The organism is Rhizobium sp. BK060 (assembly GCF_014193145.1).
GTDB lineage: Bacteria > Pseudomonadota > Alphaproteobacteria > Rhizobiales > Rhizobiaceae > Rhizobium.
On sequence record NZ_JACHYW010000005.1, the window covers coordinates 14,667 to 40,250 of the forward strand.

At 59.5% G+C, this 25,584-nt stretch carries 24 protein-coding genes; 9 read left to right on the forward strand and 15 right to left on the reverse strand.

What is annotated here, in order from left to right; genetic code table 11:
• Positions 1–51: 51 nt before the first annotated feature.
• Positions 52–639: a YigZ family protein gene (locus FHT71_RS06990; RefSeq protein ID WP_132588888.1), complete on the forward strand. Its 588-nt coding sequence runs from the start codon at positions 52–54 to the stop codon at positions 637–639.
• A gap of 13 nt (positions 640–652) precedes the next feature.
• Here the strand turns inward: FHT71_RS06990 and FHT71_RS06995 are convergent, their stop codons facing one another.
• From FHT71_RS06995 to FHT71_RS07050, 12 genes are all read right to left on the reverse strand, one after another.
• Entirely contained in the window at positions 653–1,675 is a 1,023-nt protein-coding gene (locus FHT71_RS06995; RefSeq protein WP_007797066.1) for an LLM class flavin-dependent oxidoreductase, read from the reverse strand.
• 144 nt (positions 1,676–1,819) lie between these two features.
• Positions 1,820–3,364 (reverse strand): DHA2 family efflux MFS transporter permease subunit, encoded by a 1,545-nt coding sequence (locus FHT71_RS07000; RefSeq protein WP_132588889.1) that lies wholly within the window; start codon positions 3,362–3,364, stop codon positions 1,820–1,822.
• 45 nt (positions 3,365–3,409) lie between these two features.
• Positions 3,410–3,787 carry a VOC family protein gene (locus FHT71_RS07005; protein WP_132589067.1) on the reverse strand — a complete coding sequence of 126 codons (378 nt, stop codon included), beginning with the start codon at positions 3,785–3,787 and terminating at the stop codon, positions 3,410–3,412.
• 294 nt (positions 3,788–4,081) lie between these two features.
• Entirely contained in the window at positions 4,082–4,303 is a 222-nt protein-coding gene (locus FHT71_RS07010; protein ID WP_132588890.1) for a hypothetical protein, read from the reverse strand.
• Positions 4,304–4,613: 310 nt separating this feature from the next.
• Positions 4,614–5,708 carry a helix-turn-helix domain-containing protein gene (locus FHT71_RS07015; RefSeq protein ID WP_132589068.1) on the reverse strand — a complete coding sequence of 365 codons (1,095 nt, stop codon included), beginning with the start codon at positions 5,706–5,708 and terminating at the stop codon, positions 4,614–4,616.
• Positions 5,709–5,843: 135 nt separating this feature from the next.
• A complete protein-coding gene (locus FHT71_RS07020) occupies positions 5,844–6,182 on the reverse strand; it encodes a hypothetical protein (RefSeq protein WP_132588891.1) in 339 nt (112 codons plus the stop codon).
• Between the two features lie 18 nt (positions 6,183–6,200).
• Positions 6,201–6,755: an ATP-binding protein gene (locus FHT71_RS07025; protein WP_132588892.1), complete on the reverse strand. Its 555-nt coding sequence runs from the start codon at positions 6,753–6,755 to the stop codon at positions 6,201–6,203.
• A gap of 4 nt (positions 6,756–6,759) precedes the next feature.
• A complete protein-coding gene (locus tag FHT71_RS07030) occupies positions 6,760–9,117 on the reverse strand; it encodes a SpoIIE family protein phosphatase (protein ID WP_132588893.1) in 2,358 nt (785 codons plus the stop codon).
• Positions 9,114–10,292: a class I SAM-dependent methyltransferase gene (locus tag FHT71_RS07035; RefSeq protein ID WP_132588894.1), complete on the reverse strand. Its 1,179-nt coding sequence runs from the start codon at positions 10,290–10,292 to the stop codon at positions 9,114–9,116. The genes FHT71_RS07030 and FHT71_RS07035 overlap by 4 nt, the downstream gene beginning before the upstream one ends.
• The gene (locus FHT71_RS07040) at positions 10,289–10,747 is read right to left on the reverse strand and encodes a ubiquinone biosynthesis methyltransferase UbiE (protein ID WP_165933063.1); all 459 of its coding nucleotides are present in this window, start codon (positions 10,745–10,747) and stop codon (positions 10,289–10,291) included. The genes FHT71_RS07035 and FHT71_RS07040 overlap by 4 nt, the downstream gene beginning before the upstream one ends.
• Before the next feature lie 59 nt (positions 10,748–10,806).
• Positions 10,807–12,549 carry an EAL domain-containing protein gene (locus tag FHT71_RS07045; RefSeq protein ID WP_132588896.1) on the reverse strand — a complete coding sequence of 581 codons (1,743 nt, stop codon included), beginning with the start codon at positions 12,547–12,549 and terminating at the stop codon, positions 10,807–10,809.
• A gap of 252 nt (positions 12,550–12,801) precedes the next feature.
• A complete protein-coding gene (locus tag FHT71_RS07050) occupies positions 12,802–13,674 on the reverse strand; it encodes a LysR family transcriptional regulator (protein ID WP_132588897.1) in 873 nt (290 codons plus the stop codon).
• A 115-nt stretch (positions 13,675–13,789) separates the two neighbouring features.
• On the opposite strand from FHT71_RS07050, the gene FHT71_RS07055 reads away from it, so the two are divergent.
• The 4 genes from FHT71_RS07055 (at position 13,790) to FHT71_RS07070 (ending at position 18,683) form a co-directional block, all read left to right on the forward strand.
• Complete coding sequence (locus FHT71_RS07055; RefSeq protein WP_132588898.1) at positions 13,790–14,008, forward strand: hypothetical protein; 219 nt, start codon at positions 13,790–13,792, stop codon at positions 14,006–14,008.
• A gap of 217 nt (positions 14,009–14,225) precedes the next feature.
• Complete coding sequence (locus FHT71_RS07060; RefSeq protein WP_132588899.1) at positions 14,226–15,152, forward strand: helix-turn-helix domain-containing protein; 927 nt, start codon at positions 14,226–14,228, stop codon at positions 15,150–15,152.
• A gap of 111 nt (positions 15,153–15,263) precedes the next feature.
• Complete coding sequence (locus FHT71_RS07065; protein ID WP_132588900.1) at positions 15,264–16,670, forward strand: aldehyde dehydrogenase family protein; 1,407 nt, start codon at positions 15,264–15,266, stop codon at positions 16,668–16,670.
• A 30-nt stretch (positions 16,671–16,700) separates the two neighbouring features.
• A complete protein-coding gene (locus FHT71_RS07070; protein ID WP_183719347.1) occupies positions 16,701–18,683 on the forward strand; it encodes a tyramine oxidase in 1,983 nt (660 codons plus the stop codon).
• Between the two features lie 50 nt (positions 18,684–18,733).
• On the opposite strand, the gene FHT71_RS07075 is transcribed toward FHT71_RS07070, so the two are convergent.
• Both FHT71_RS07075 and FHT71_RS07080 read right to left on the reverse strand, forming a co-directional pair.
• Positions 18,734–19,939: a 2-oxo acid dehydrogenase subunit E2 gene (locus FHT71_RS07075; protein WP_132588901.1), complete on the reverse strand. Its 1,206-nt coding sequence runs from the start codon at positions 19,937–19,939 to the stop codon at positions 18,734–18,736.
• A gap of 3 nt (positions 19,940–19,942) precedes the next feature.
• Entirely contained in the window at positions 19,943–22,024 is a 2,082-nt protein-coding gene (locus FHT71_RS07080; protein ID WP_132588902.1) for a transketolase C-terminal domain-containing protein, read from the reverse strand.
• A gap of 365 nt (positions 22,025–22,389) precedes the next feature.
• On the opposite strand from FHT71_RS07080, the gene FHT71_RS07085 reads away from it, so the two are divergent.
• The 4 genes from FHT71_RS07085 to minE all read left to right on the forward strand — a co-directional run bounded on the left by FHT71_RS07085 (position 22,390) and on the right by minE (position 24,731).
• Positions 22,390–22,527, forward strand: a complete 138-nt coding sequence (locus FHT71_RS07085; RefSeq protein WP_007797120.1) for a DUF1127 domain-containing protein — start codon at positions 22,390–22,392, stop codon at positions 22,525–22,527.
• 373 nt (positions 22,528–22,900) lie between these two features.
• Positions 22,901–23,623 carry a septum site-determining protein MinC gene (gene minC, locus FHT71_RS07090; protein WP_132588903.1) on the forward strand — a complete coding sequence of 241 codons (723 nt, stop codon included), beginning with the start codon at positions 22,901–22,903 and terminating at the stop codon, positions 23,621–23,623.
• Between the two features lie 32 nt (positions 23,624–23,655).
• Complete coding sequence (minD, locus tag FHT71_RS07095; protein WP_007797127.1) at positions 23,656–24,474, forward strand: septum site-determining protein MinD; 819 nt, start codon at positions 23,656–23,658, stop codon at positions 24,472–24,474.
• The gene (gene minE, locus FHT71_RS07100) at positions 24,471–24,731 is read left to right on the forward strand and encodes a cell division topological specificity factor MinE (RefSeq protein WP_132588904.1); all 261 of its coding nucleotides are present in this window, start codon (positions 24,471–24,473) and stop codon (positions 24,729–24,731) included. The genes minD and minE overlap by 4 nt, the downstream gene beginning before the upstream one ends.
• A gap of 98 nt (positions 24,732–24,829) precedes the next feature.
• Here minE and FHT71_RS07105 read toward each other — a convergent pair whose 3' ends face one another.
• Positions 24,830–25,423: a TetR/AcrR family transcriptional regulator gene (locus tag FHT71_RS07105; RefSeq protein WP_132588905.1), complete on the reverse strand. Its 594-nt coding sequence runs from the start codon at positions 25,421–25,423 to the stop codon at positions 24,830–24,832.
• Positions 25,424–25,584: the final 161 nt, after the last annotated feature.

A 25,584-nucleotide genomic window follows, 5' to 3' on the forward strand; every position in this document is an offset into this window, starting at 1 on the left:
CGCCCGATAAACCGTCTTCGCTCGGCGCTCGCGCTGCCCTATACAGCTGTCATGTATTCGCTGGAACGAACCACATCCTTTGAGCAGATCGTGAAAAAGAGCCGGTTTCTGGCGATCGGCGTACCGATCGCCAGTGAGCTCGAAGCGAAGGAGGCGCTTGCAGCGCACTCCCAGGCCGATGCAAACCACAACTGCTGGGCTTGGCGTGTTGGTCATACGTACCGCTTCAGCGATGACGGCGAGCCAAGTGGAACAGCCGGAAAACCCATACTGCAGGCGATTGACGGTCAATCGCTGGACAAGGTCATGGTTATCGTGACGCGCTGGTTTGGCGGCGTTCTTCTTGGCACCGGCGGATTGATCCGCGCCTATGGCGGCACGGCCGCCGCCTGCCTCCGGGCCGGCGAGCTCGTCGAGCTCGTTCCAACGTTGCAAGGAACGATCCGCGCCGGGTTCTCCGACCTTGCCATCCTCAAGGCAAGGCTCACCGCCTTCGAGGGCGTGCAGGTCCTGAGCGAGGCATTCTCTGGCGCGGGTGCGGAGATCACTGCCAGCTTTCCCGAAGCAAAGTCAGAGGAAATTGCCCGGCTGATCGCCGATACGACAAGCGGACGCAGCGCGCTCGCCCTAAAGCAATAGACGGGCGCGAGAGTTAACGCCAGCCGAGGGCAGGGGCTACGTGCTTCAGGATCGCTTCGATCACATGGGCGTTGTAGTCGACGCCAAGCTGATTGGGGACGGTCAGCAGCAGGGTATCGGCTTCGGCAATCGCTTGGTCTTCGGCGAGCTGTTTGACCAGCGCTTCCGGTTCGGCCGCGTAGGAGCGGCCAAAGATGGCCTTGGTGTTTTCGTCGATATAGCCGATCGAATCCTGTTCCTTGCCGCCGCGACCGAAATAGGCGCGGTCGCGATCGTCGACGAGCGCGAAGATGCTGCGGCTGACCGATACGCGTGGCGTGCGACTATGGCCGGCTTCTTTCCATGCCTCGCGGTACGCACGGATCTGCGCCGCCTGCTGGACGTGGAAGGGTTCGCCCGTTTCGTCATCCTTCAACGTCGAACTTTGCAGATTCATGCCGAGCTTGGCTGCCCAGACGGCGGTTGCGTTGGATCCGGCACCCCACCAGATGCGGTCGCGCAATCCTTCCGAATAGGGCTCAAGGCGCAGCAGGCCGGGTGGGTTTGGGAACATCGGACGCGGGTTCGGTTGGGCAAAGCCTTCACCTTTCAGCGCTTCCAGGAACACTTCGGCATGGCCACGGCCCATATCGGCATCTGTCGAGCCGTCCTGCGGTTGGTAGCCGAAATAGCGCCAGCCATCGATGACCTGCTCGGGCGAACCGCGGCTGATGCCGAGTTGCAGACGCCCGCCTGCGATCAGATCCGCGGCTCCGGCGTCCTCAGCCATATAAAGCGGGTTTTCGTAGCGCATGTCGATGACCGCGGTACCGATTTCGATGGTCTTCGTCTTGGCACCGACTGCCGCCAGCAAGGGGAAGGGGGAGGCAAGCTGCCGAGCAAAATGGTGGACGCGGAAATAGGCACCATCCGCTCCAAGTTCTTCGGCGGCAACGGCGAGGTCGATCGATTGGAGCAGCGCGTCGCCTGCGGAGCGGGTCTGCGACTGGGGCGAAGGCGTCCAGTGGCCGAAGGAGAGAAAACCGATTTTCTTCATGATTTTGCCCGTTGGATATCACGGTTTGCCGTGGGATTTGCGATTGGTTTAACATGGGAAGCGGCATCTGCCATGAAAAGACGACTGAACGCTCTGTTCACTCTTTGAGGTTGGCATCGCCAAATGAAGGGCCTTCCCGCAATTTCATTGTGGCGGAGCGACCGGTCTTGCGAATGGCAGAAAGAGCAGTGCGCAGCCTGTCAGTACGGCGACGATCAGCCAAGCCTCGTTGATCGCCTGGACGCTTGCTGCCGTCTGCACCAGCGGATCCAGCGCGGCGACGGTGTCGGGACTGAAGGTGCCTGCACTGCCGGTGATCGTGCCGGTTGGAGCCCCGACAAACGCTGCCGTGGCTGCGTCGCCGGCTCGCAGTTGATCCCATAGCCTCTGCCCAAGCGGCTCCGACCTCGTGTAGATGATCGTATCGATCATTGCGATGCCGATCGCCCCGCCAAGATTGCGCATCAGATTGAAGAGCCCGCTTGCATCAGGCACCTGCGCCGGCGGCAAGGTTCCGAGCGCGAGGCGGGTCGGTGGCAGCAGACAGAACATGATCGCTGCGCCGCGCACGACCTGGGGCCAGAACATGGCGTCGTAGTCGGAGCGTGGATCCTGAAATGCGCTCATCCCCAATCCGATTGCGAACAATACGAAGCCTGCGGCCGAAAGCAGGCGCGGATCCGTTCGCTTTTCCAGCGCAACGGCGATCGGCGCGACGATCAGCTGCGTGATACCCGTAACCAGCATCGTCGTCCCGATTTCCAGGGCGTTGTGCCCCCTGATGAAGGCAAGGAAAACCGGCATGAGATAGACCGAGCCGAAGAGCCCGATCCCCAGCACGAAACTGAGGGCCGAACCGATCAGGAAATTCCGGTCGTGGAAATGACGCAGGTCGACGATCGGGCGTGTCCTGCGCAGCGACCGCGATGCAAACGCGGCCCCACAGACCAGGCTTACCACCAGCAGGCTCAGAACATAAGGCGAGATCCAGCCGCTCGTCGGCGCTTCCTTCAGTCCCAACTCGAGGCTCGTCAGTGCCAACGCCATCATCATAAGCGACAGACTATCGAGATTTCGAAGTTCGGAGGTGTCGCCCTTTTGCGGCGGCAAGAACCGCCACGCCACGAGCGCCGAGACGATCCCGGGGATGATATTGATGAGGAACAGCCAGTGCCACGAGTAGGTCGACGTCAGCCAGCCGCCGATGATCGGGCCGACAGTTGGGGCCAGAACCGCCAGTACGCCCGCAATTGTTGTGGCGATTGCCTGCCGCTCGTTTGGAAAGAGGATGAAAACAGCCGAAAACACCGCGGGAATCAACGTGCCGCCGGAGAAGCCCTGAAGCGCCCGCCAGGCAACCAACTCGCTGAAGTCGCTGCTTGCCGCACAGCCGGCAGAAGCGACGACAAACAGGCCGATGGAGGCGACGAATAACCATCGCATCGTCAAGACGCGCGTCAGCAAGCCGGTCAACGGTATCGCGACCACCTCCGCGATGAGGTAGATGGTCTGGATCCAGCTCATCTGGTCTGGATCGATATTGATGGCCTGCTGGATCGTTGGCAGGGATGTGGCGACGACCTGCACGTCCAGGATCGCCATGAACATACCGACGCACATCGCAATAAAGCCGACCCAAATCACCGCTGAAGGCGAACGAGAGGAGGCCGGCTCAAGGTGTTGCGACATGCGGTTGCCTTGCGATCAGGGGTATTTGAGGCGACCCGCGGGCCTTCATTCAGGGTGGTGGAAAAAGGCTTCCAAGCGATAGCCATCCGGATCGATGACGAATGCTGCATAATAGAAGGACGCGTACTCGGGACGTATGCCGGGTTCGCCATTATCCGTCCCGCCATTGGCTATACCTTTTGCGTGAAAGCCTCTGACACCTTCCTCGCTGTCGGCAACAAAACAGAAGTGCAATCCCGACTCCATATCGGGGGCAACCGGGCGCTCCGCGAGCTTTATCCAAAGCTGGGGTTGTTCGCCGCCATATCCCAGCCACTTGTCACTCGTTGAAAGCCTCGCATAGCCCAAAGGCTCAAGTGCTGCATCGTAGAATTTGCGGGCGCGCTCAAGATCGGACACGCCGATAGAAACATGATGGAACATCATTCCTCCTTCTAGGCGCGGCAGTCATTCTCATTCGAGCCGCTGCCGATGGCTGCTCGCAGACTGTACAGCGTGATATCTGTAAAGCAAATGACTGCTCCCGATTGTCGGTCCTGGCACCGACTTGATCTATCGAGGACGCGGCCAAGGGTGTTGAACTGGGCTAGCCAGGGCGCAACGACCGAGGCCCACCGCTTCGCGTCATCTGCAAAGCGGCGGGCCTCGGGCCGGTTGAAGGGATGTTGGCATTTCCGCGTTTGCCCCCAGCTGCGATACGCGGAACGGTACTCGGTACTAGTTTGCCGCAACCCTTCGAGCGAGAGCCATTACGTAGTCATCGGCGATATCGGCCAAGGTCAGGGCAACCTCCGATTCCTTCCAACCGGCAGCAACGGCTCGCTGCACGAAAGCCCGAAAGGCCTGTGCAAGGACTTCCTCGCGCTCGACGACGCGGTAAGGATCATTCGCAGGATATCGAGGATTGCTGATCTGGATCGTAGGATTGGTCGGTTCCATGACATGCCCCTGAATGTTGCTTCATTGACGAAGGGGAGCGCATTTGCTGTGCGTTCCGTCTGACTGACTGCACTGCGATTATGCTTCTTTATTAAGGGCTTACGGGACGCCTGTCGTTAGCTGCGCATCCAGAAACTTGCAGCAGCGTCCATTTCTGCTGCCTTTGGTCGTGCCCCAGCCGCTTTCGCCATGATTGATTTTGGCACACGGATGGGCGTGACGCGGGCGATCAGAGTGGTCGAACGGGTGGGGGCTATCAGCCGTCGGCATCCTGCCGACGGCCGCTTTAACGCGACCGGAATGGCAGCACTCAGGCGCGGCGGGTGTGCCCGAGTGTTTTCAGCCACGTGTCGAAGGATTGGGCGCTCTCGGCCTCGGACTCGGGCTCGACCGAGTGCCCGAGATAAGAGGGCATGGCCACGTGCCTCGCCTCGCGCGGGCTGTAGCCGAATTCCTTGCTGAAGGCGCGGCTGAAATGCGCGGCCGAGGAAAAACCTGCTGCAAAGGCGATATCGACGATCTGTTGCCGGTTGGAGGTATCACTCAAAGCGGCGTGTGCGGACAAAAGCCGGCGTCGCTGAATATAGTGATGCACGCCGCCGTCCGGTTCGAAAGCCTGATAGAGCCGCGTGCGCGAGACGCCCAATTCCCGGCACAAACGGTCGGTTGTCAGGTCGGACGACATCAAATTGTGCTGGACGAAGTGGTAGACGCGCTCCTTCAGCGGCAGATTGTTGTGCGGCTCTGGCGATGAGGGGTGTGCTGACGACGACGAAACCCAGGTCAGGATCATGTCACGGATGGTCTGGACGACATGCGGAAGATCAACCTCCGCCAGCTGCGCGAGCTTCGCCTCCACGCCGTCCAGATAGTCGATCAGGAGCTTGGCACGCGTTCCGGAAAGCGCGATGTTGTTCTTGATCTCGGTGGAGGCGGGATGGAGCAGTTCCCGAGGCAGATACAGGGACAGGGTTTGGGTGTCCGTCGATCGACCGCGAAAGGGATGCCCCAAACTGCGCAACTCGACCTTTCCAGGTTCGCCCTCGGAAACGTGTCCACCGACTTCCGTCCATGTCCGGCCGCTGCGCAATACCGAAATATGCCAGTGATCGATAGGGCTTGACCTCACCTTGGCTTCCGAACGCATGTAGCTATGGGCGGGGGTGTTTTGCTGCACGATGAGCATGCCGCCGAGGTTCCAGGCCGCGTGGTCGGCCGCAAAGCCCATGGGAGAACCATCCGGGCGCCTGATATCGACAAGCGGCGCGACGTAAGACTGCCAGCCGGCAAATTGCTGTTGCAGTTCGAGGTCGCGCGTGGAAAACCGCAACGGCTTCAATGCTGGTGGCGGTGCGGGCTGCTCTTCTTGTGGTTTTGTCTCGCGAGGAAAGCGACGACGTTCCATCTGCACAGCCCTGCCGTCGTCACCGACGCCGGCATCGGATGGTGCGGGGGAGGAGCGAGATCGTTCATCTGGCAATTCGGCCTCCATTATCGATCAGGCGAGCGCTGCCCTTTCTTTTCACTCAGTGGTACGCCGTCAGGTCATCCTTAGATCCACGCCCGGGTGGAGTTTCTTGAGGTTGGGCAGCGACTTCGTCTGCCACGAAATCTGTGATGACCCCAGCACGGTCAAATGAATATCCGGGCGGTTGCGCGCTTCGATCGTCAGTTTGGCGAGCAGGTTTATGCCGGAGGAATTGAGGAACTCCAGGCCCGTCAGGTCCAAAGTGGTTTTGCCGCCCCCATTTTCGAGCGCCTTCATCGCGAGTGCTTGGACAGGCGCATACGCGTCAGGTCCCGACAGACGCATTGTCCCATCAAAATAGATGGTGCTGCCTTCGGACCAGACGCGGTAGGCTTCTTCTCTAATTTCCATGGCGCACCTCCTGCCGTTTCATGCCGGAATTGCCATCGCGGCATATGTTTCAAGCCTTGTTCGTTCGCGAGGGTTGTCCTCCTCGAAGAGCCAGGCAAACTGCACCTCGTAGTCGCTCATCAAGGTCAGCAGACCCAAGCCGGACGCATCGCCGGTCGCGGTCGTGGCATTTGACTCGATCTGCCTGATAAGCAGATCGCCGGGATCGCCGCTCGTTACCTTCCCGAGCAGTTGCTTGAATCTGTCGGCCGTCTCGCTGTCGACAAAATTGGACACCCTGAGTCGAAAATAATCCGGTTGTGCACGTGCTTCTACCACGACTTCTCCACGAACGCGAAACCTAATGGCGTTCTCGATCAGTTCGTTTGCGAGGTAACCGATGTCCTGCTTGAGCTGATTGTAGATCCGCTTCGATGGACGAAACCTTGGCGCCATCATCTCGGCGATGAAGTCGGACGTCATGCCGGAATGCTTCCAGGCGAGATCAAGCGGACCGTCAAACAACCGAAGCCGGAACGCGTGAGTAGTATCGGGGGAGGTGAGGTGTTTCTGTCCAAAGAGCGTGACGGTCATGTCATCACCTATGCCGCATCACAACCAGCGTGATGTCATCATGTATTTTCTGCGTTCCGATATAGGCCATCAGCCCTTCGATGATACCGTCCTTTACCTCTTCGGCGGTTTGGCCGTGCAGGCGCCGTGCGCTCTGACAAAGCCGATCGATGCCGAACAGCTCGCCCCGTGTATTTTCGGCTTCCGTGATACCGTCCGTATGAAGCACGATCAGGTCGCCTTTCTCGAAGGATATCTCGCGAGTATCAACAAAAGGCGAGATATCGGATTCAAGTCCAACCGGCAGGCCGAGGTCACCGGTATCTATGCGCTCGACCTCGCCTGTCTGGCGAATGACAATGAGGTCCTCATGTTGTCCAGAGATCGTGAGGCGCTCACCATCGTAGTCAAGAAAAGACAAGCTGAGATGCTTATTGGTCCTCGTCCGCTCGATATTCTTGAAGATCGCTCGGTTCAGGTGTGCAAGGAATTTCGATGGGTCGGTTTCTCCCGCCTCGAGCAAGGCGCGGGCGACCGATTGCACCATCAGCATCAGAACGCCGCTCTCCAGGCCATGACCTGTAACATCGCCAATACCGATCTTCAGGAGCCTGCCGTTCTGCAAGACGTCATAGTAGTCGCCACCAACCTCGTCGGCGGGACGCATATAAGCGGCAATTTCCAAATGCTCTACCGCGCCGAGCTCCGTTGCGCGTGGCAACACCATCATCTGGATGTGTCGGGCCACATCGAGCTCGGCGCCGAGGCGTAGGTTTTCGCTCTTCAGCTGCGTATTCAATGCCGAGATTTCTTCCTTTGCCTCCTCGATCTCTTTCGTGCGTTCCTCGACCAGATTTTCGAGGTTCTCGGTGTGGAAGCTGATCTGCTCGGCCATGCGATTGAAGGCAAGCCCCGCCTGCGCGACCTCATCCTTGCTGGTAATCGCCACCCGCACGGAATAGTCCTTCGCTTCAATGCGCTTTGCCGCGGCCGCCAGGGCACGGATCCCGCTGGTGATGCGCTTCGACGCCGCAAATACTGCGGCTGCGACGATGAGCAGTGACACGAGAACCGCGAGGATCTGATAGAGCAGGATACGGTTGGTTGCCCGCGCTATCTGCTCCCTGGCAGCGATGAGCGAGGCATAAATCTCCCGCTCTGGCACGACAATACCAAGCGACATGACTTCGCGCTGAACGGGGCCCTTGACCCAAAGATTGGAAGGGCGGAGCTGCTTGGTGACCACCAGATAGGGCACGTCCTCGCCATTTTCGCTCAGTGAAATGTGCTGAATGACGCCATCCGCATCGAGTGGAAGAGAGGCAATGGCTTTCTGCGAACTGTTTCGCAGCGAGCGGTCAACTCCTGTCACGCCTTGGTTGGTCGCATCGCTTGCCGCGCGCAAGCCGATGACCTTCTCCCCGGTTCGGTTGATTGCAACAACATTGCCGTTTGACATTGCGAGGAAGCCGAAACCGCTTTCGGCGACCTTCACGTGTTCGACGATTTCGGCAAGCTGATCGAGCGTGATGTCGGCGCCGGCCGTCCCGGCTACGTCGCGGCGATCAGCCGTCCAGAGAGGATGGAAGAAGCTGACGATCAGCTTTCCTGTTATGGCGTCGGTGTAGGGGGCGGTCTGGGTGATGTTTTCAGGAACGGGGCGGGAGGCTGGATTTTGCGCCCACTGCTGCCAAGATTCGTAAATGCCGGGGAAGAAGAAGTCCCAGAAGTTCGCCTCATTGTGGCCGGGATAGAGCTTGTCGAATGTCTGCGCCTGATCGGTATAGGGAGCAGTTCTGAAGATCGGCCGCTCTTTCGGGCCGATGTAGTACATTTGAAGTTTGGAGGCTCCGTTTTGCAGGAGGTTCGGGGCAACGAGATCAATAACGGCACTGGTTTCGATATCGGCCTGCACTTGCGGCAGCGGACGATGATCCTTGTCGAGGAGGTAGCCCCAGACACTGACGACGGATTGTGAGCCGGGAGCGTTCTGCGCCCAGCCGCCGATACTGTTGAAGCTTAGGGTCACAGCATCAGGGTCAGCTGTGGCCATTGCGTCGCCAACCTCGTTGTTTCTGATCGGTCGATCGATCTGCGCCTGTAGCACGCCAGCCAGGGCTTTAACGTCGGAATGCACCTGGTCGAGAAGCAGCCCGACCTGCGCGACCGTGGAATCGGTGGAGGAGCGGATATAATCCTGGCTCGCTCTTTCAAGGCCCTCGCCGACCTGAGTGGTCGCATCGCGCGACAGACGTTGCACATTCCAGAGCGCAAGGCCGCCGCTGACAAGAAGATCGAAAAGCACGGCGCCGCCGACGACGATGATGAATTTCGTCCGAAACGAGCGCAATCCGAGGCTTGGTTTCTTTGAAGCGCCGGTCATAGCGGCTTTTGCCCCGACGCTGCCCAGATAGGCCAGCCGGCATAGCCTCTCGGGTGAAGCGCGGCAAAGATATGATCTCTAAAGCCCTGCCTGAACCGCGCGATGAATTCGGGCGCGTCTCCTCGTCTGACGGACATTTCCCCGGCATAAACATCTTCCCAGGCTTCAATGACGTCGGCGAATTCCTGCGGATTGCCGTCGAGGTTGGTAACCATGAAACTTTCGATCCTCACATCCTCGAAACCAGTATCCAGCAGCAGGCGAGAACCCTTTGGCCCCATTTCGACGTCCATGTCGAAATGGCGAAAGAGCTTGGCAACCTCGTTATAGGTCCACTGGATGCTGTCGGCGCGGGGCTCACCCAGGCAGTGGGAGTTCTTTTCGTTGGTGATGTAGACCCTGCCGCCCGGCTTGCAGATGCGATAAAGCTCCCTCAACAGGAGTTCGGGTCGGTTGAAGATCTGCAGCGAGTGCCGGCACGTCACAAAATCGAACTGGTCGTTTTCGAACAGCATCTGCGATGCATCACCATAAGTGTACTCGATATCGCGAACGCAGAAGTCTTCCGCAACGGAGCGCGCATAGTCGAGGCTTGCCATGGAATGGTCGAGCGCGACTATCCTGGCGGGGCCGAATTCCTTCCTGACAAGCATTGCGAAATCACCGATGCCGCAGCAAATGTCGGCGATCGTCATGCCGCTGCGAAGTCCGTGCCGTGGCAGGATCTCCCGCTCGTGACGCCAGGTCATTTTCGTCTGTGTCCGGAGGATAGGGATGAAGCTCTCGTTCTCGACAAATGTCTGACCGGGATAAAAGGCAGAATCATATATCTCAATGGAGATGTTAGGCGAGAGTTCGCTCAGGTGCCGAAACACCTGCGTTGCCCATGTGACAACACTCGACGTCAGAACGACAATCCTGAGCTCCGGCCGCGAGCGGGAGGCGTCGACCAGGACCCGCGCCAGGGCACGGAATGCCGTGCTGTTCATGTGGGTAACGCGTTTCAGATTGACGTAGAAGATCCCTTGGACCGTTTCAATCTTGTCGCGCAGCAGTAAGAGATCATCCGCGATGTCGGTGATCGAACGGGGTCGGAGAACGCCGGTTGCTACAAACTCCTGATTGCCGGTGTCGAATTGCGTCGTAAAGACAGGTGAAGAACCGTTCGGGGTCAATGGAGGAGCCTCTCGAGCGGCAGGTCGACAACGAAGGTGAGCGCGTCGGCGCTCGAGGCGCGTAGCTCTATGTCCGCGTCATAGTTGACCGCCAATCCCAATAGGACTGCTTGCTCCAGGGGAGCCGTCTCGTCGGCGATGACCTCTACGTAGTTTGCCAGTTTTCCGCTGTGTTTCAGACCCTGGACGAGTTCAGAGTAAAAGCGACGCTGTTGCGACGGGCACGGAAAGCTCAACTCGATCCGTTCTATCTGTTCATGACGATAGAAGGCGCATATCAGCTCACCCTCTTGCGCGTTCGAGCGAAACGATATCTCGAGGAGTTCGTTGAGGGCCGAAGAAAGAAGATTGGAGTGGCGCAGCGGATCACGGCGGTCATGGCTGACCATTCGGGCGACATAGTTCGAGAGTTGATCGCAATGCAGCCAGTCGGCCGTGAACGTTGCCATCTCCATTTCCAGATTGAGAAGTTGCTCGAAAGCCGTGTCTGCTGTCGTCGCCGCCTCCTGCCTTTTCAACCTGCACCTCCTTGGCCAAGCGCCATCCCGGCTCCCTCCGGACCCGTCATGGTCCTCGTTGCGCCGCCGTTTCCCCGCCGCGCTTTCCGGTGGCCGATGAATTGGCCAATGTGGTCCACATGCATCGGTGGGCTCAGGAAGTGGCCCTGCAGCCTGTCGCAGCCCTCTTCCAGCAACCACGCGGCCTGTTCGGCTGTCTCCACGCCTTCGGCAGTGACACGCATGCCAAGCCCGTGCGACAGCGCAATGACGGACCGCACGATCGTCTGGCTCTTTTCGTCGTCCAGGAGGTCGTTGATGAAGTATTTGTCGATCTTGATGTTATCGAAGGGAAAATTCTTCAGGTAACTCAAGGATGAGTACTCAGTCCCGAAGTCGTCGAGGGAGATCTGGATGCCAAGCACGTTGAGGATGTTCAAAGTATCGAGGTTATTGATCGTGCGCTCCAGAAGGACGGTTTCCGTAATCTCGAGTTCCAGGCGTTCGGCGGGAAAACCGATAAGGTCGAGAGTTTGCGACACGCGATCAGTGAAGCCTGTTGTCAGGAATTCCGCCGGGGATAAGTTGATGGCAACGGTGTAATGGTCCGGCCAACTCAAGGCTTCCCGACAGGCTTCGTCCAGCACCCATTGGCCGATTTCGCTCATCAGCCCATCTGCCTCTGCCATCGAGATAAAGGCGATCGGAGGGATCACGCCGAGCCTGGGATGGCGCCAGCGCAGGAGAGCCTCGAAGCCGGTTACGGTGCGCGAGTTGTCGACAAGAGGCTGATATTCGAGGAAGAACTCTCTATGCTGAAGCGCGACTCTAAGGCTGCGCCTCAGCACCTCCCGTTGCTCCAGCACCACCAACATGCTGGGATCAAAGGTTCGCGCGCGGCGGCGTCCTTCCTTTTTTGCAGCATAGAGGGCGACGTCGGCTGCTTTCATTAACTGCTCGCCCTCATCGCCATCGCGGGGCGCAATCGCAATGCCGATGCTGGCTCCGACAAAGACAGTGATGCCGTCTACCACGAATGGCTTCTTGAATTCGCCAACCAGCGCGTCAGCCAGTCGCTCGGCCTCACGTGGCTGCTCTTGAGCAGTCTGGATGACCGCGAATTCGTCACCGGCAAGGCGGAAGGCTGTCTCGTCCATGCCAAGCACGCTTCGGATCCTGCCGGCGGCAAGCTTCAGAACAATGTCTCCAGCGCCGTGCCCTAACGTATCGTTGACTGGTTTAAAGTCGTCCAGGTCGATCTGCATCAGCGCAAGACCGCGCTTGTCGTCGGTAGGAAGAAGCCGCCCCAACTCGTCGCTGAACTGCCGGCGGTTGGGCAATCCCGTCAGGACGTCATGGGTTGCCTGGTGCAGGAGCAGCGCTCGCTCCTGCTCGTGCGCAGTTGTCGTCTCATTGCGATCGGCAGCGCCGATTTCGACGATCGCCAACCCCTCCCTGGCCGGCAGCAGCAGCAGGTCGTACCGGTCGTGCGTTGATACACCTAACCGGATGGATTGTGGCCGGCCGGTATTAATGACGAGTTGTACGAGGTCTGCGGACGGAGGGGTTGCCAGCGCCGGGTAAATATCAGCCAACTTCGTGTGGGCCTGCTCGTTAAAGCCCGAGCGCTCGGCGAGTTTTTCGGACCAATCGACCAGAACGAGGTCGAGATCCCAGAGCGAGAAAACTGCCTCGGCGCGGTTGAAGAATTCGGATCCTTGTGGAACCAGCTTAGGCCAATTCGCACGATTTTCCGGCATATGGGTTGAGCCTCCTCGTTGCGCGGCGCCTAGATTCGTTGATGTATCCACCAGGATTGAATCAGCTCGTTGTATAACAGCTAGCGCATGCCGTGTTGTAGTCAATCAAAAACGCTACCATAGGGCCCCATTGTGCATATTCATGTGAATGGCAGATATGGGATGTACGCAGACAGTGCCCTTGTCGGATCAGGAGAACGACACATGACAGCAATGGCCACGCCGCCAACAGTATTCGCGCTAAAGCTAGCCTCAGAATTCGCGCAGACACTTCATAACTTCCCGCAGACCTTTGGTGAGGTGCTTGTCCCGGCGCAAAACAATGCCGAGCTGACGGACCAGGCGCGGCCTGACGGGCGACGTTATGAGAAATCCTGCACGGTCTTGCTTCAACGCGAGTGCAGGCAGCAGCGACCAGCCCAATCCTGCGGCGACCAGCTCCTTGATCGCTTCAACGCTTCCGAACTCCATCGCAGGCTGTATCCGGACGCCCGCGTCGGCGAACCACCCGTCCGTGGCAGCGCGCGTGTTGCCGCCCTCGTAGAGCATGAGAACCTTGTCTTTGAGAAACGCGGCGTCGGGTCCTCCTTCGGGTATTTCGCTGTCTTTGGGAGCCACTGCCAGCAACTCGTCCTCGTAGAAAGGCTCGATCTCCAGCGACCGGCCAGAGGCGGGAAGGGTGACGACGGCGAGGTCGAGTGCGTTTGCCTCAAGATCACGCAAGACCTCTTCGGTGTTGCCGATCCGGACGGTAATCTCAAGTCCCGGCATTCGCGTTCTCGCGGACGCGATTGCGCGAGGAAGCAGGTGTATTGACGCCGTCCCGCCGCTGCCGATTCTGACTCGACCGGCCGAGCCCTCTCGATGTGGCGTCATTGCATCGGCCGCCGCACCACACTCTTCCAGGATGCGCCTTGCGTGAACGAGGAGATCCGAGCCGGCTGGCGATGGCAGTGCGCGTCGCCCCACGCGCTCGATCAGCCGAACCCCAAGCCGCTGCTCGAGCAGTTTGACCTGCAGACTGACGGCCGGTTGGGTAAGGCCAACCTTGTCGGCCGCCGCCGTGAAACTCCCTAGATCGATGACGGTTACAAAGGCCAAGAGTTGATCAAGGTTGGGTATCATAAAAAATCCTAATGCTTTGTATAAGTGCAATAACCTTCCTTCGATGTATTCGCCAGCCTTATCCTATGGGCGTTCTCGTGATCGCATTGTGGATCGCTGATGACAGGAGAGTGCAATGTCGACCGACGTCGGGAAGGAACTGGATTTGAAAAGCGACGCTGCCCCACTGCGAAGCGCTCTGAGACGCGCACTGGCGTTTCTGTCCTGGCGCTTGGAGAAACGTCGCAGCCGGCGGGCAATCGCGGAGCTGACGAGGGATCAGCTTCAGGACATCGGGGTCACGCAGGAGGAGGCTTCGGCTGAGATCGGCAAGTCCTGGTTCTGGAATTTATAGCTGCAGGTGTCTCCACTCGTCCGCTGTGTGTCATCTTCGAGTGGGTTGCGAACGCCTCGAGCGAGACGCTGCGTTAGCGCATTCGTAAAGCGCCTTGACCGACCGGCATTCAATACGCACGTGAGAATGTGCTGATAGACCGCCTGTATCAATTCGGAATAGGATGCGATACGACAGGAACGCTTAAGTCAAGTCTGCAGGAGCCAGGGAGGGGAGAATGCAGTCGCTGGTAACGCCGGTGCACAAGCCGGTGGCCGTAGAGGTTCTGCAGGAGGAAATCCGGAAAGTTTGCGGTGCGTTCGATGTCGAACCCATGGCCCGCACCAATGTGATGGCCGGCGATGTGGCAACGCGTCGTATGGGGCTTTTCGATACTGCGATCGTCGCACTTGATGCCCGCCACGTGCAGCGTGGGATGAAATCAATCCGGCAGGACCCCGGTGAGCATCTGTTCTTGCTGATCCAGGACGAGGGACACTGTCGCGTGGAGCAGGGCGAGCGTTCAGCCCGGCTGGCCCCGGGAGACATGTTCCTTGTCGATTCCGTTCGGCCGTCGTCGTTCGTTTATGACGGTGAGCGCTCCAGCCAGTTGTCAGTCCATATGCCACGCGCCGAGATGCTTCATCGGTTTGGCAAGCCCTGTACTGATGGCGTCGCCATCAGTCGGGACGATCCCCTTTGGCTGGCAATGCGGGCCGTGATTACCAAGATGCTCACAGAGCCTGGAGCGTCGGCGCAGCTCGGTGAGGCGATGTTGTCGCTTTTGGGCGCCTACCTTCACAGTACCAAGACAGCCGAAGCTGCGGGACCCAGCGAAACCCTGCTGTCGCGAGCGCTCGCCATGATTGATCGGCACCGTGCCGATCCGACGTTCGGGCCCGGCGAGTTGGCAAGGCGGCTCAATGTTTCGGAGCGCATGTTGCAGCGGCATTTCCGCCTGCTTGGCGAGACGCCAGGCCATCGGCTGCTCAGCCGTCGCCTGGAACTTGCGCATGCAACGCTGACGCAGCCGCGTACCACCAAGCCTGCCGACGGGATTGCCGCAGTCGCCTACGACGCCGGTTTCAACGACCTTTCCTATTTCTATCGCGAGTTCCGAAAGAAATACGGCTGTGCACCGGGCGTTGTTGCGCGCCGCCACTGACGGATTTGTCCATAGATGCAGACGGCTCAGTCCAAGTCCTGATGCCTGTAATCGCCTAGTCTCCGCTTCCAGTCCTGCCCGATGGTCGGACCTCATTCGGAGGAGGTGAGAATGACGATCCATAGCGCCACGATCGACGGAAAGCCGATGACCGGCGAGCACAGTTTCAGCGTGCTCAACCCGGCCACGGGAGGCGAAGTTGGCCGTGCGCCAAACATGGGCGCTGCCGAGCTCAACGCTGCCGTTGCTGCCGCCAAGGCAGCTTTTCCCGCATGGTCGGCCAAAAGCGAGCAGGAATTGCAAGCCGCCTGTGCGGCCGCTACCGCCCACATTGAAGCACACGCCGACGAACTCGCGCGGCTGATCACGCTCGAGCAGGGCAAGCCACTGAACGGGCTCGGCTCGCGCTGGGAGCTGGGAGGTGCTGTTGCCTGGGCAGGCTATACGACCGCGTTGTCGCTGCCGCCGAAAATCCTCCAGGACAACAACGAAGGGCGTATCGAACTTCATCGCAAGCCGCTCGGCGTCGTCGGCTCGATCACCCCTTGGAACTTCCCGGTCATGATCGCCATCTGGCACGTCATGCCGGCTCTGCGCACCGGCAACACCGTCGTCATCAAGCCGTCGCCGCTGACGCCGCTTGCGACGCTTCGCCTGGTCGAAATCATGAACGAGGTGCTGCCGCCCGGCGTACTGAATGTCGTGACTGGCGACGACGGCGAGTTCAACATCGGCGCGGCAATGTCGGCCCATCCCGACATCAGCAAGATCGTGTTTACGGGCTCGTGTGCGACAGGCCAGAAAGTCATGCGCTCTGCCGCAGAGACGATGAAGCGCCTGACGCTCGAACTCGGCGGCAACGATGCCGGGATCGTCCTGCCCGATGCCGATCCGCAGGCAATTGCCGAGGGCCTGTTCTGGGGCGCCTTTATCAACAACGGCCAGACCTGCGCGGCGATGAAGCGCCTCTATGTCCATGAGTCGATTCACGATGCCGTCTGCGATGCCCTTGTCGCCTATGCACGCAACATTCCTATCGGTGACGGCATGGACGAGGGCAGCGTTCTCGGCCCCGTGCAGAACCGCATGCAGTTCGAAAAGCTCTCGCGTCTCGTCATGGATGCCAAAGAGCGAGGAGCGGTGTTGCTGGGCGGTGAGCCGGGCGAGGGGCTTTTCTTTCCGCCGACCATCATTGCTGGTTTGAAGAACGGCGATCCGCTTGTCGACGAGGAACAGTTCGGTCCTGCGCTTCCTGTCATCAAGTACAGCAGCGTCGACGAGGCAATTGCACTTGCAAACGACAGCGCCAATGGCCTTGGAGGTTCCGTCTGGTCGTGCGACATCTCAGCCGCGAAGGTGGTTGCCAGCCGCATGGAGTGCGGTTCGGTCTGGATCAACAAGCATGGCGCCATTCAGCCGAACGCACCGTTCGGCGGCGTGAAGGCTTCCGGGTTCGGCGTCGAATTCGCCGAGGAAGGGCTGCAGGAATACACGAATATCCAGGTGGTATTCGCTTGATTAGTGAAGGCATGCAATAGGGAGGATGCAATGAACATAAAGCGATATCTGGCTTCGGCCGGCTTGCTTCTGGCGCTGGGCGCGCCAGCTGCTATCGCTCATCCGTTGGATGGGCTGACGGCAGAGGAATATCAGAAGATCAACAAGATCCTGCGCGACCAGAAAGTGGTCGACGACAATACGCTTTATCCGCTGATCGAGCTCAAGGAGCCCAGCAAGGAGGAGGTTCTCTCCTTTAAGGAAGGCGACGACCAGATCGACCGCGAGGCGAAGGTCCAGTTGACGAGCCCCCAGGGGTTCAAGGAGACAGTCGTCAACATCACCAAGGGCACGGTTGAGAGCACGACGCCCATCAAAGGGCAGCCGATGGTGCTGTTCACCGAGTTCATGGACGCTCTTCAGGGTGCGCTTGCCAATCCGGACATGATCGCCGGCCTGAAGAAGCGTGGCCTGACGCCGGAACAGGCTTTCTGCTTGCCGTTGACTGCTGGTAACTTCTTCACCGATGAATACGAGAACTCGCGTCTGATGAAGGTGCCTTGCTACAAGGTGCCCGAGGGATCGAACTTCTACGCAAAGCCCATCGAGGGCCTGTTTGCCGTTTACGATATCGGTAAGAGGCAAGTCCTTCGCGTCATCGACACCGGTGTGATCGACGGCCCAAAGGACAATTGGGGTTACACCGAGAAGGAAGTTGCCGAGCGCGAGCCGCTGCGCCCTGAGATGAACCCTGCGAAGCTGTCCCAGCCCGGCGGCCCGAACTACAAGATCACAGGCAGCCACCTCGAATGGGATATGTGGCGGATGAACTTCCGCGTTGACAAGCGCCCCGGCCTCGTCGTCTCCAACCTCGACGTGAAGGATGGGGGCACGTGGCGTTCGGTGATCTACCAGTCGCATCTGTCCGAGGTGTTCGTACCTTACATGGATCCGACAGAAGGCTGGTATTGGCGTACCTATATGGACAGCGGGGAGTATGGCTTCGGCTTGTTCTTAAGCCCGCTGCGCTCTGGCGTCGATTGCCCCGACTATGCGACCTTCCTGCCCGCAACGATTGCCGACGACAAGGGCAATCCGCTGACCATTCCGAATGCAATCTGCGTCTTCGAGCGCAGCATCGGCGATCCGGCATGGCGCCATTTCGAAGTCTTCGCACAGACTCCCGAAAAGCCGATCCCGGCCGAAGGCCGTCCGGCGAGCGAGCTCGTCGTCCGCACTGCCTCCGAAGTCGGAAACTATGACTACCTGATCGACTATCGCCTGCAGCAGGACGGTCAGATCAGGATCATGATCGGGGCAACGGGTCTGGACGCAGTAAAGGGCGTTGCATCGACCTCGATGAGCGATCCGACAGCCGCGCAAGACACTGCGCATGGAACGCTGATCGCACCGAACCTGGTGGCGGCAAACCATGACCATTACTTCAACTTCCGCATCGACTTCGACGTCGACCAGCCGGACAACCATTTCGGGACGATGGATATCGTTCCGGCCAAGGTCGACGCGAAGAACCCGCGGCGCTCGATGTGGACGGTGCAGCACACGATGCCGAAGACCGAGATGGAGGCGCGCTATCAACTGTCGGCGATGAAGCCGCGCTACTTCATGATTTCCGATCCCTCCCGCGAAGGCTATCTCGGCCAAGAGCCGGGCTGGATGATCCATCATGGCGACGTTGCCTACGGCCCGTTCGACTTTGCCAAGGACCCGCCGATGAAGCGCAACGCCTATATCGAGTATTCGGTCTGGAACACCGTCTACAACATCGATCAGCAGTATGCGGGCGGCAAGTATGCGATGCAGAGCGATGGCTCGGATACGCTGCCGCAATGGGTCAAGGCCAACAAGCCGCTGATGGGCAAGGATATCGTGACCTGGTTCACGGCCGGCTTCCACCATATCCCGCGCATGGAGGATTGGCCCGTGATGTCGACCGAATGGAAAACGATCCATATCGAGCCGCACAATTTCTTTGCGCATAATCCGGCGCTGACGATCCGCAACGCCAGATGATAGCAAAGGGGCGCCTCACGGTGCCCCATTCCTTTGCGCGGCCGCCGGCGCTATGCCGGCCAGCCTTCGAGGGTTTCGACGAAACGCGTCAGCCAGGCGTTTGTCTGATGAGCGTCCAGCGCGCGATGATCGATCGTCAAGGACACATAGGTCATTGGTCGGATTTGGATAGTATCGACGCCATCGACCTCTCGCACGACGACACGCTTTTCCATTTTTCCTACGCCAAGGATCGCCGATTGCGGCTGATTGATGATGATGGGTGCAGCGATCAGGGAGCCTGACACCCCGTGGTTTGAGATCGTGAAGGTACCGCCGCGCATATCGGCGTTGGTGAGGCCGCCGGCCCGCCCACGGATGGTCAGGTCCTGAAGTCTGGCGGCAATCGCAGCCAGCGAGAGATCCTGGACTTGCCGAACGACCGGAACGACCAAGCCCTTGTCGCCAAGCGCCATGCCGACGCCGATGTTGATATCGTCGAAGACCTCCAAATGATCGTCATGCCAACGGCTGTTGATCTCAGGCACAGCCCGCATCGCCGCGACGCAGGCGGCGATGATATAGGCCGTAAAGGAAAGATTGATGCCGTCGGCGGCAAATGCCGCCTTGCTCTTGTCGCGATGCTTGATGATCGCGCTGAAATCGGCCTCGAAGATCGCCGTGACATGTGGGGCAGTCGTAACCGATTCCAGCATGTGCCGGGCGATGGAAAGCCGCATGGGAGTATGAGCAGCCATGTGCGAGCGGTGAGTGATCTGATCGCGGGTGATCGGGGTCCTGATGGAAGATGGCATCTCATCGCGCTCGATCTTCTGTTTCAGCGCGAACGCCGCATCCATATCAATGCGCGTAACACGTCCATCCCTGCCGGTGCCGACGACCTCAGCCGGGTCGATGCCGTATTGCTCGCCAGCACTGCGAACTGCCGGCGAGAAGCGGTCGCCGCTCTCATTGCCAGTCTCGCCAGATGGCAAAGGTGGAAGCTCCGGCGCATGGTCATCTCCGGCAGTGCTTGCCCTCAGACGAATGCGGCACAGAACCGCGCCGGGCGCTGCATCCGTGCCTGATGCCATGACGATCTCGTCGAGGATTCCTGCTGCGGGTGCGGAAATCTCCTGCGTGACCTTGTCCGTTTCGAGCTCGACGAGCGGGTCGTCCACGGCGACGATCTCGCCTGGCTGCTTCAGCCAGTTGCGGACAACTGCCTTCGTTCCCTCCTGTTCGACGGGGACGAGGACTTCGGAAAAATCGGCCATGTCTTAGTACTCCACGAGCGTCGTGATCTTCTGCCTGATGCGGTCGACCGACGGCACCGCCCAGTCGAGCAAGGCCGGGTTGTGTGGGCTTGGGATATCCGGCATCGTCAATCGCGACACTGGTGCGTCGAGATCCATGAAGGCCTCGTCGGCAACGATGGCGGCAATTTCCGCGCCGAAGCCACCGGTCCCAAGATCCTCATGGACGATGAGACACCGTCGCGTGCGACGGACGGAGGAAACGATGCTTGCGCGGTCGAAGGGCATCAACGTGCGAAGATCGATGACATCAGCAGAGATGCCTTCCGCCGCCTCCTCGCAGCGGGGAACCATGGCACCCCAGGTGACGATCGTGATCGCATTGCCCTTGCGCGTAAAGCGTGCCTTGCCAAAGGGCAGGGCGTAGTTGTCACCCGGGTAAGGGCGGCGTGCCCACGGATGATCGAGCATGGCGCGATGCTCGAAGAAGATGACAGGATCGTTGCCGCGCAAGGCGGTGCGCAGGAGCCCGACGGCATCTTCCGCATTCGAGGGTACGGCGACCTTCCAGCCCGGCTGGTGGACAAAGGCGACCTCGTTCGTCTGGCTGTGCCAGGGATCGCCACATTTGAAAAAGCCGCCCGGCATGCGCAGGACAACAGGTGCGGCGAACCGGTTGTTGGTGCGCCAGCGGATCGTGCCGCAATCATTGATCTGTTCGGTCGCGGGTTCGGCATATTTGCGGAACTGAATTTCAGGAACGGGAACGAGACCCGCAAGCGCCATCCCGACGGCGCGGCCGACGATGCCTTCCTCCGAGAGCGATGTGTCAAAGACCCGTTCCTTGCCGAACTTGTCCTGCAGTCCCAGCGTGACGGCATGAACGCCGCCCTTCGGGCCAATGTCCTCGCCGAACAGCACCACGCGCTCGTTGATCGTCAATTCGTGATCGAGCGTACGCCTGATCGCCGTGACCATATTGATACGCTGGCCGTCCGGTGCCGCCTCGTCGCTGCATTCCGGGGCACGATAGCCGTCGCAATGCTGACCACCCATCGCCTGCATTTCGCCGTCGAAGAAGACATGGCGGGTGACCGTTTCGGGAGCGGCAACAACCCGGCCTTCGGCCTCGGCGCGCGCTTTTTCTGCCACGCCCTCCGCCTCAAGCCGGCAGGCTTCCCACTCGTTAGAGCTCATCACTGCGGGAACCAGGTAGTCTCGCAGGCGTGGTAGCGGATCGCGAGCCCATTCAGCCTTGACCAGCGCTTCACTCTTATACGACTGGGTGTCTTGGAAGCTGTGCCCCTCCAATCGGGGAACAGTAAGCCGCAAAAGAGCAGGCATTCTACGCTCGCGGACGAAGCCGACTGCCTGCTGCGTCAATCGCGCGACCGCTGCGGGATCGCACCCATCGCCTTCAAAGATCGTCAGGCCGCGCCAGCTCGCGAGATTGGCCGCGATGTTTCCGCCAGGCGTCTGCACGTCGGAAGGGACCGAGATTCCGAAGCCGTTATCCTCGACGTAAAACAACATCGGCAGCGACTGCGTCGTGGCAATCGTCAGCGCAGACCAGAAACCGTTCGATGCGACCGAACCGTCGCCGCCAAGCACGACGGCGATCGCATCACGATAGTCATGCTCGTGAAGCACGGTTGCGTAATATTGCAGCGCCTGGGCCCAGCCCGCCGTCGGGGTGTATTGAGCTCCGACACCGCCGCACATCGGCAGAGCCGAAGCGCCGTTGCGGTTCGGATAGTTGAAGACCACGCCGATATCGCGGCCATCCGAATAGCCGCCGGCGCGGCCCATGGCGGAACCGAGCGCATCGGCCGGGTCGACGCCGAGCGAAAGAAGCAGCGGGCGCGACCGATAATAGCCGCAGGTGGCGTCGTGGTGGTTCGTCAGCTGCAAGCCGAGCATGATCTGCGCCATGTCATGGCCACGGGCGGAGAATTGATAGAGGACCTTCTTCTCCGGGACGAGCCGCGTCTCCTCCATCTCGTCAAGAATTCGCGAGAGGTGCACAAGGTAGGTAACGCGTTGCCAGTCGATTCCCTCATCGGGTGCGTTCCTGCCGCGCAATAGAACCGCTGTTGCCTGCGCCATCGTCGATCCTCCCAAATCTCTGATCTCTGAAGAGTTTAGTGCGATTTATCGGGGACTGCGTTTCAGTTTTGAGAGAAAAATGCGGCAAGGTGAAACGTTCATTTCGCCGGAGCGCGAAACTGCGATGAATCAATTCGAAATCTTTGTTCTGGTTTGCTGATTGGTTCGCTGTCCGACGGGTGCTGAGTCGGGCGGTGAGGGTGACGGCAAATCGGGCGTGAGGCGCGCCAAGTGCCTTGCCCCCGTGCTTCTCCTCAACCTGCATGTCGAGATTGCAATTTCGAGATGCCTCTTATGCGGTTTTCGAAGTGCTCATTGAGGAAGCAATGAGCTATATAATTGTGCAACGCACAAGGAGATATGACATGAAAATCGGCAACAGGATCGGAGAGTTCCTTCAGCTCCGTAAGGCATACCGGGATCTTTCCAGACTCGACGACGCAGCACTGAAGGACATTGGCGTCACCCGTGGCGATATCAAGCGCCTGGTTTACGGTCGCTAAGACCTCCGGAAGACCAAGAGATCAAGGCCCGCTCGAGCGGGCCTTTGCTATTTTGGGGTGCCGCGTCAGCTCCAGCGAATACGCTTGTTGCGGATCTCACCCGATGCGCCATTTCAGCCCGATCCTTCGCGGCAGGGGGCAAGCTTGAGCCTCTCGAGGCGAGTTTCGTCTCGCTTGTTCACGCGAAGCGTTTCGACCTGGCATCTAACCCAAAGATATGGCTGCCTGATACGATGTGTCGAGCGCTAATCAGACGCTCAGTTGCGAGTTTTGGGAGTGTGCGAACTGAGATTTGTTAACGATCCGGGCATCGGAAATTAACCATTTGTTAACCAAATCAGACGTAGAAATGTTCAACGATTTCTTAACCTAGATGACCAAAGTGCTAACAGACGCTCGCTCGATCCGCATCAAGGGCCGCTCTTTCCTGGCGGTCATGCTTTCGCCAGATCTTCCCTTCGATGACTGGCTCGTAAGACTAGACGATCTTGCCGCGCGCTCCGCCGGCTTCTTCCTGGGGCGACCGGTCGTCCTTGATGTCAGCGACCTGGAGATTGACCGGGCGCAGCTCAAGGGTTTGATCGCTGAGCTGGCGCAGCGCAACGTCAGTATCATGGGCATCGAGGGGTGCCGGCCTTCGCTGATCGGGCCTGGGATGCCGCCGGCTCTCAAGGGCGGGCGCCCGGTCTCGGACTTCGAGGTTCCGCAACAGGAACCGGTCATCGATGTTCGCACGCAGTCAGCGGCCGTCGAGACACGGCCGGCGCTGCAGTCGATCGTCATTCGCGAGCCGATTCGCTCGGGTCAGTCGCTGATCTTTCCGGAAGGCGACGTCACGGTCATCGGCTCCGTCGCATCCGGTTCGGAAATTATCGCCGGGGGCTCGGTCCATGTCTACGGCACGCTCAGGGGGCGCGCGATGGCGGGATCGGTCGGGAATACTTCGGCGCGCATCTTCTGCCGCAAGCTTGAAGCCGAACTGGTCGCGATCGACGGTATCTACAAGATGGCGGAAGACATAGCGCCGAACCTTCGCGGACAGGCCGTCCAGCTTTGGCTGGAAGGCGACTCGATCAAGGCAGAGAAACTTATCTAGGCCCGAAGCTGGCTATCACACAGGAGAGAAAGATGGGGAAAGTCATCGTCGTCACTTCGGGCAAGGGCGGGGTGGGCAAGACCACATCCACTGCAGCCCTCGGAGCGGCCTTAGCACAGAGGAACGAGAAGGTGGCCGTGGTCGACTTCGATGTCGGCCTGCGCAATCTCGATCTCGTCATGGGCGCTGAGCGCAGAGTCGTTTACGACCTTGTCAATGTCATCCAGGGCGACGCCAAGCTTTCTCAGGCGCTGATCCGCGACAAGCGGCTGGAGACACTCTTCCTGTTGCCGGCTTCGCAAACGCGGGACAAGGACAACCTCACGGCCGAGGGTGTCGAGCGCGTGATCAACGATCTGAAGCGTCATTTCGACTGGATCATCTGCGATAGCCCCGCCGGGATCGAACGCGGCGCAACGCTTGCCATGCGCCACGCCGACGTCGCCGTGGTCGTCACCAATCCCGAAGTCTCTTCAGTCCGTGATTCCGATCGCATCATCGGGCTGCTCGACTCGAAGACTGCGAAGGCCGAACGCGGAGAACGGATGGAAAAACATCTGCTCTTGACGCGTTACGACCCCAACCGCGCTGAACGCGGTGATATGCTGAAAGTCGATGACGTGCTGGAGATCCTCTCCATTCCACTCCTCGGCATCATTCCTGAAAGCACGGATGTGCTGCGTGCGTCCAATATCGGTGCCCCAGTCACCCTGGCTGACAGCCGCAGCGCACCCGCCATGGCTTATTTCGATGCTGCGCGCAGACTGGCCGGCGAAGAGCTGCCGGTCACCATCCCGGGAGAGAAGCGGGGCATCTTCGGCAAGATCTTCGGACGGAGGGCCGCTGCATGAGCATCTTCAACTTCTTTGGCAAACAGAGGACCGCGCCGGCGGCCCGCGAACGCCTGCAGGTGCTGCTCGCGCATGAGCGCGTCTCGGCGGGATCCGATCTCGTATCCTTGCTGCGCGAGGAAATCCTCGCCGTTATCGCCAAGCACGTACAAGTCGATAGCGAAAGGGTTCGAGTGACGATGGATCGCGACGAGCATATGTCCATCCTCGAAATCGATGTGGAAATTCCGTTGGGCGCGAGCGTTCGGGCGGCCTAAAAGACGAGAGCGGCGCCACGAGCGCCGCTTCTTTTTTGCCTCGAGAGAGCACATATGCAATCCGGCGGTGCCACGTCGTCTCACGGAGAGTGAGGCGACTATTTTTGTGTCCGCAACCCGTCCATCAGCAAGCCGATAAGCCGGTTCGAGCGGTCCCGCCAATCTGGCGACGCCGGTAGCGAGTAGATGCTCGAAAGGGCATGCAGAAGGTCGGTCGTATCGATATCGCTTCGAACGAGGCCTTGCTCAGCGGCTGCCTTGAGGAGCCCGTCGACGGCACCTCGCAAAAGGCCGCTGCCTTCAGCAAACAGAGAGGCATTGGAGTTCATCAGGATCTTCAGGCTGGTCGCCATCCCGCGCTTGGCGGCGATATAACCGACAAAGCGGCGCATCCATTCTTCGAGTGCAGCATCAGGCGCATGGCTTTCAGCCAGTTCCCTTGCTGCAGCCGCTAGGCTTTCCAACTCACGGCGGTAAACCACCTCAACCAGATGCTCACGCGTCGGAAAATGCCGGTAGAGCGTACCGATGCCGACGCCGGCCCTGCGGGCAATGTCTTCCAGCGAAGTTTCGACGCCTGCCTCCGCAAAGGCGGCTGCTGCGACGTCGACGAGTTTCTCGCGATTGCGGCGTGCATCCGCGCGCATTGGCGGCAGTGTGGACGGTTCCGTCTTCGGCGGGGCCGAGGCCAAAATAAGCTCCAAGCACATTCTGGACTTGACGCTCGGCGGCAAGTCACTAGATTAAACGGAGGCGCCTCCGTTTATGTGGAGTGCCTTTTACCTCTTAATCCAGAACGGGGCGGGATGTCATGCCCAAAGGTGCCCAGGCTTGCTTCCCATGAGCTTAGCTA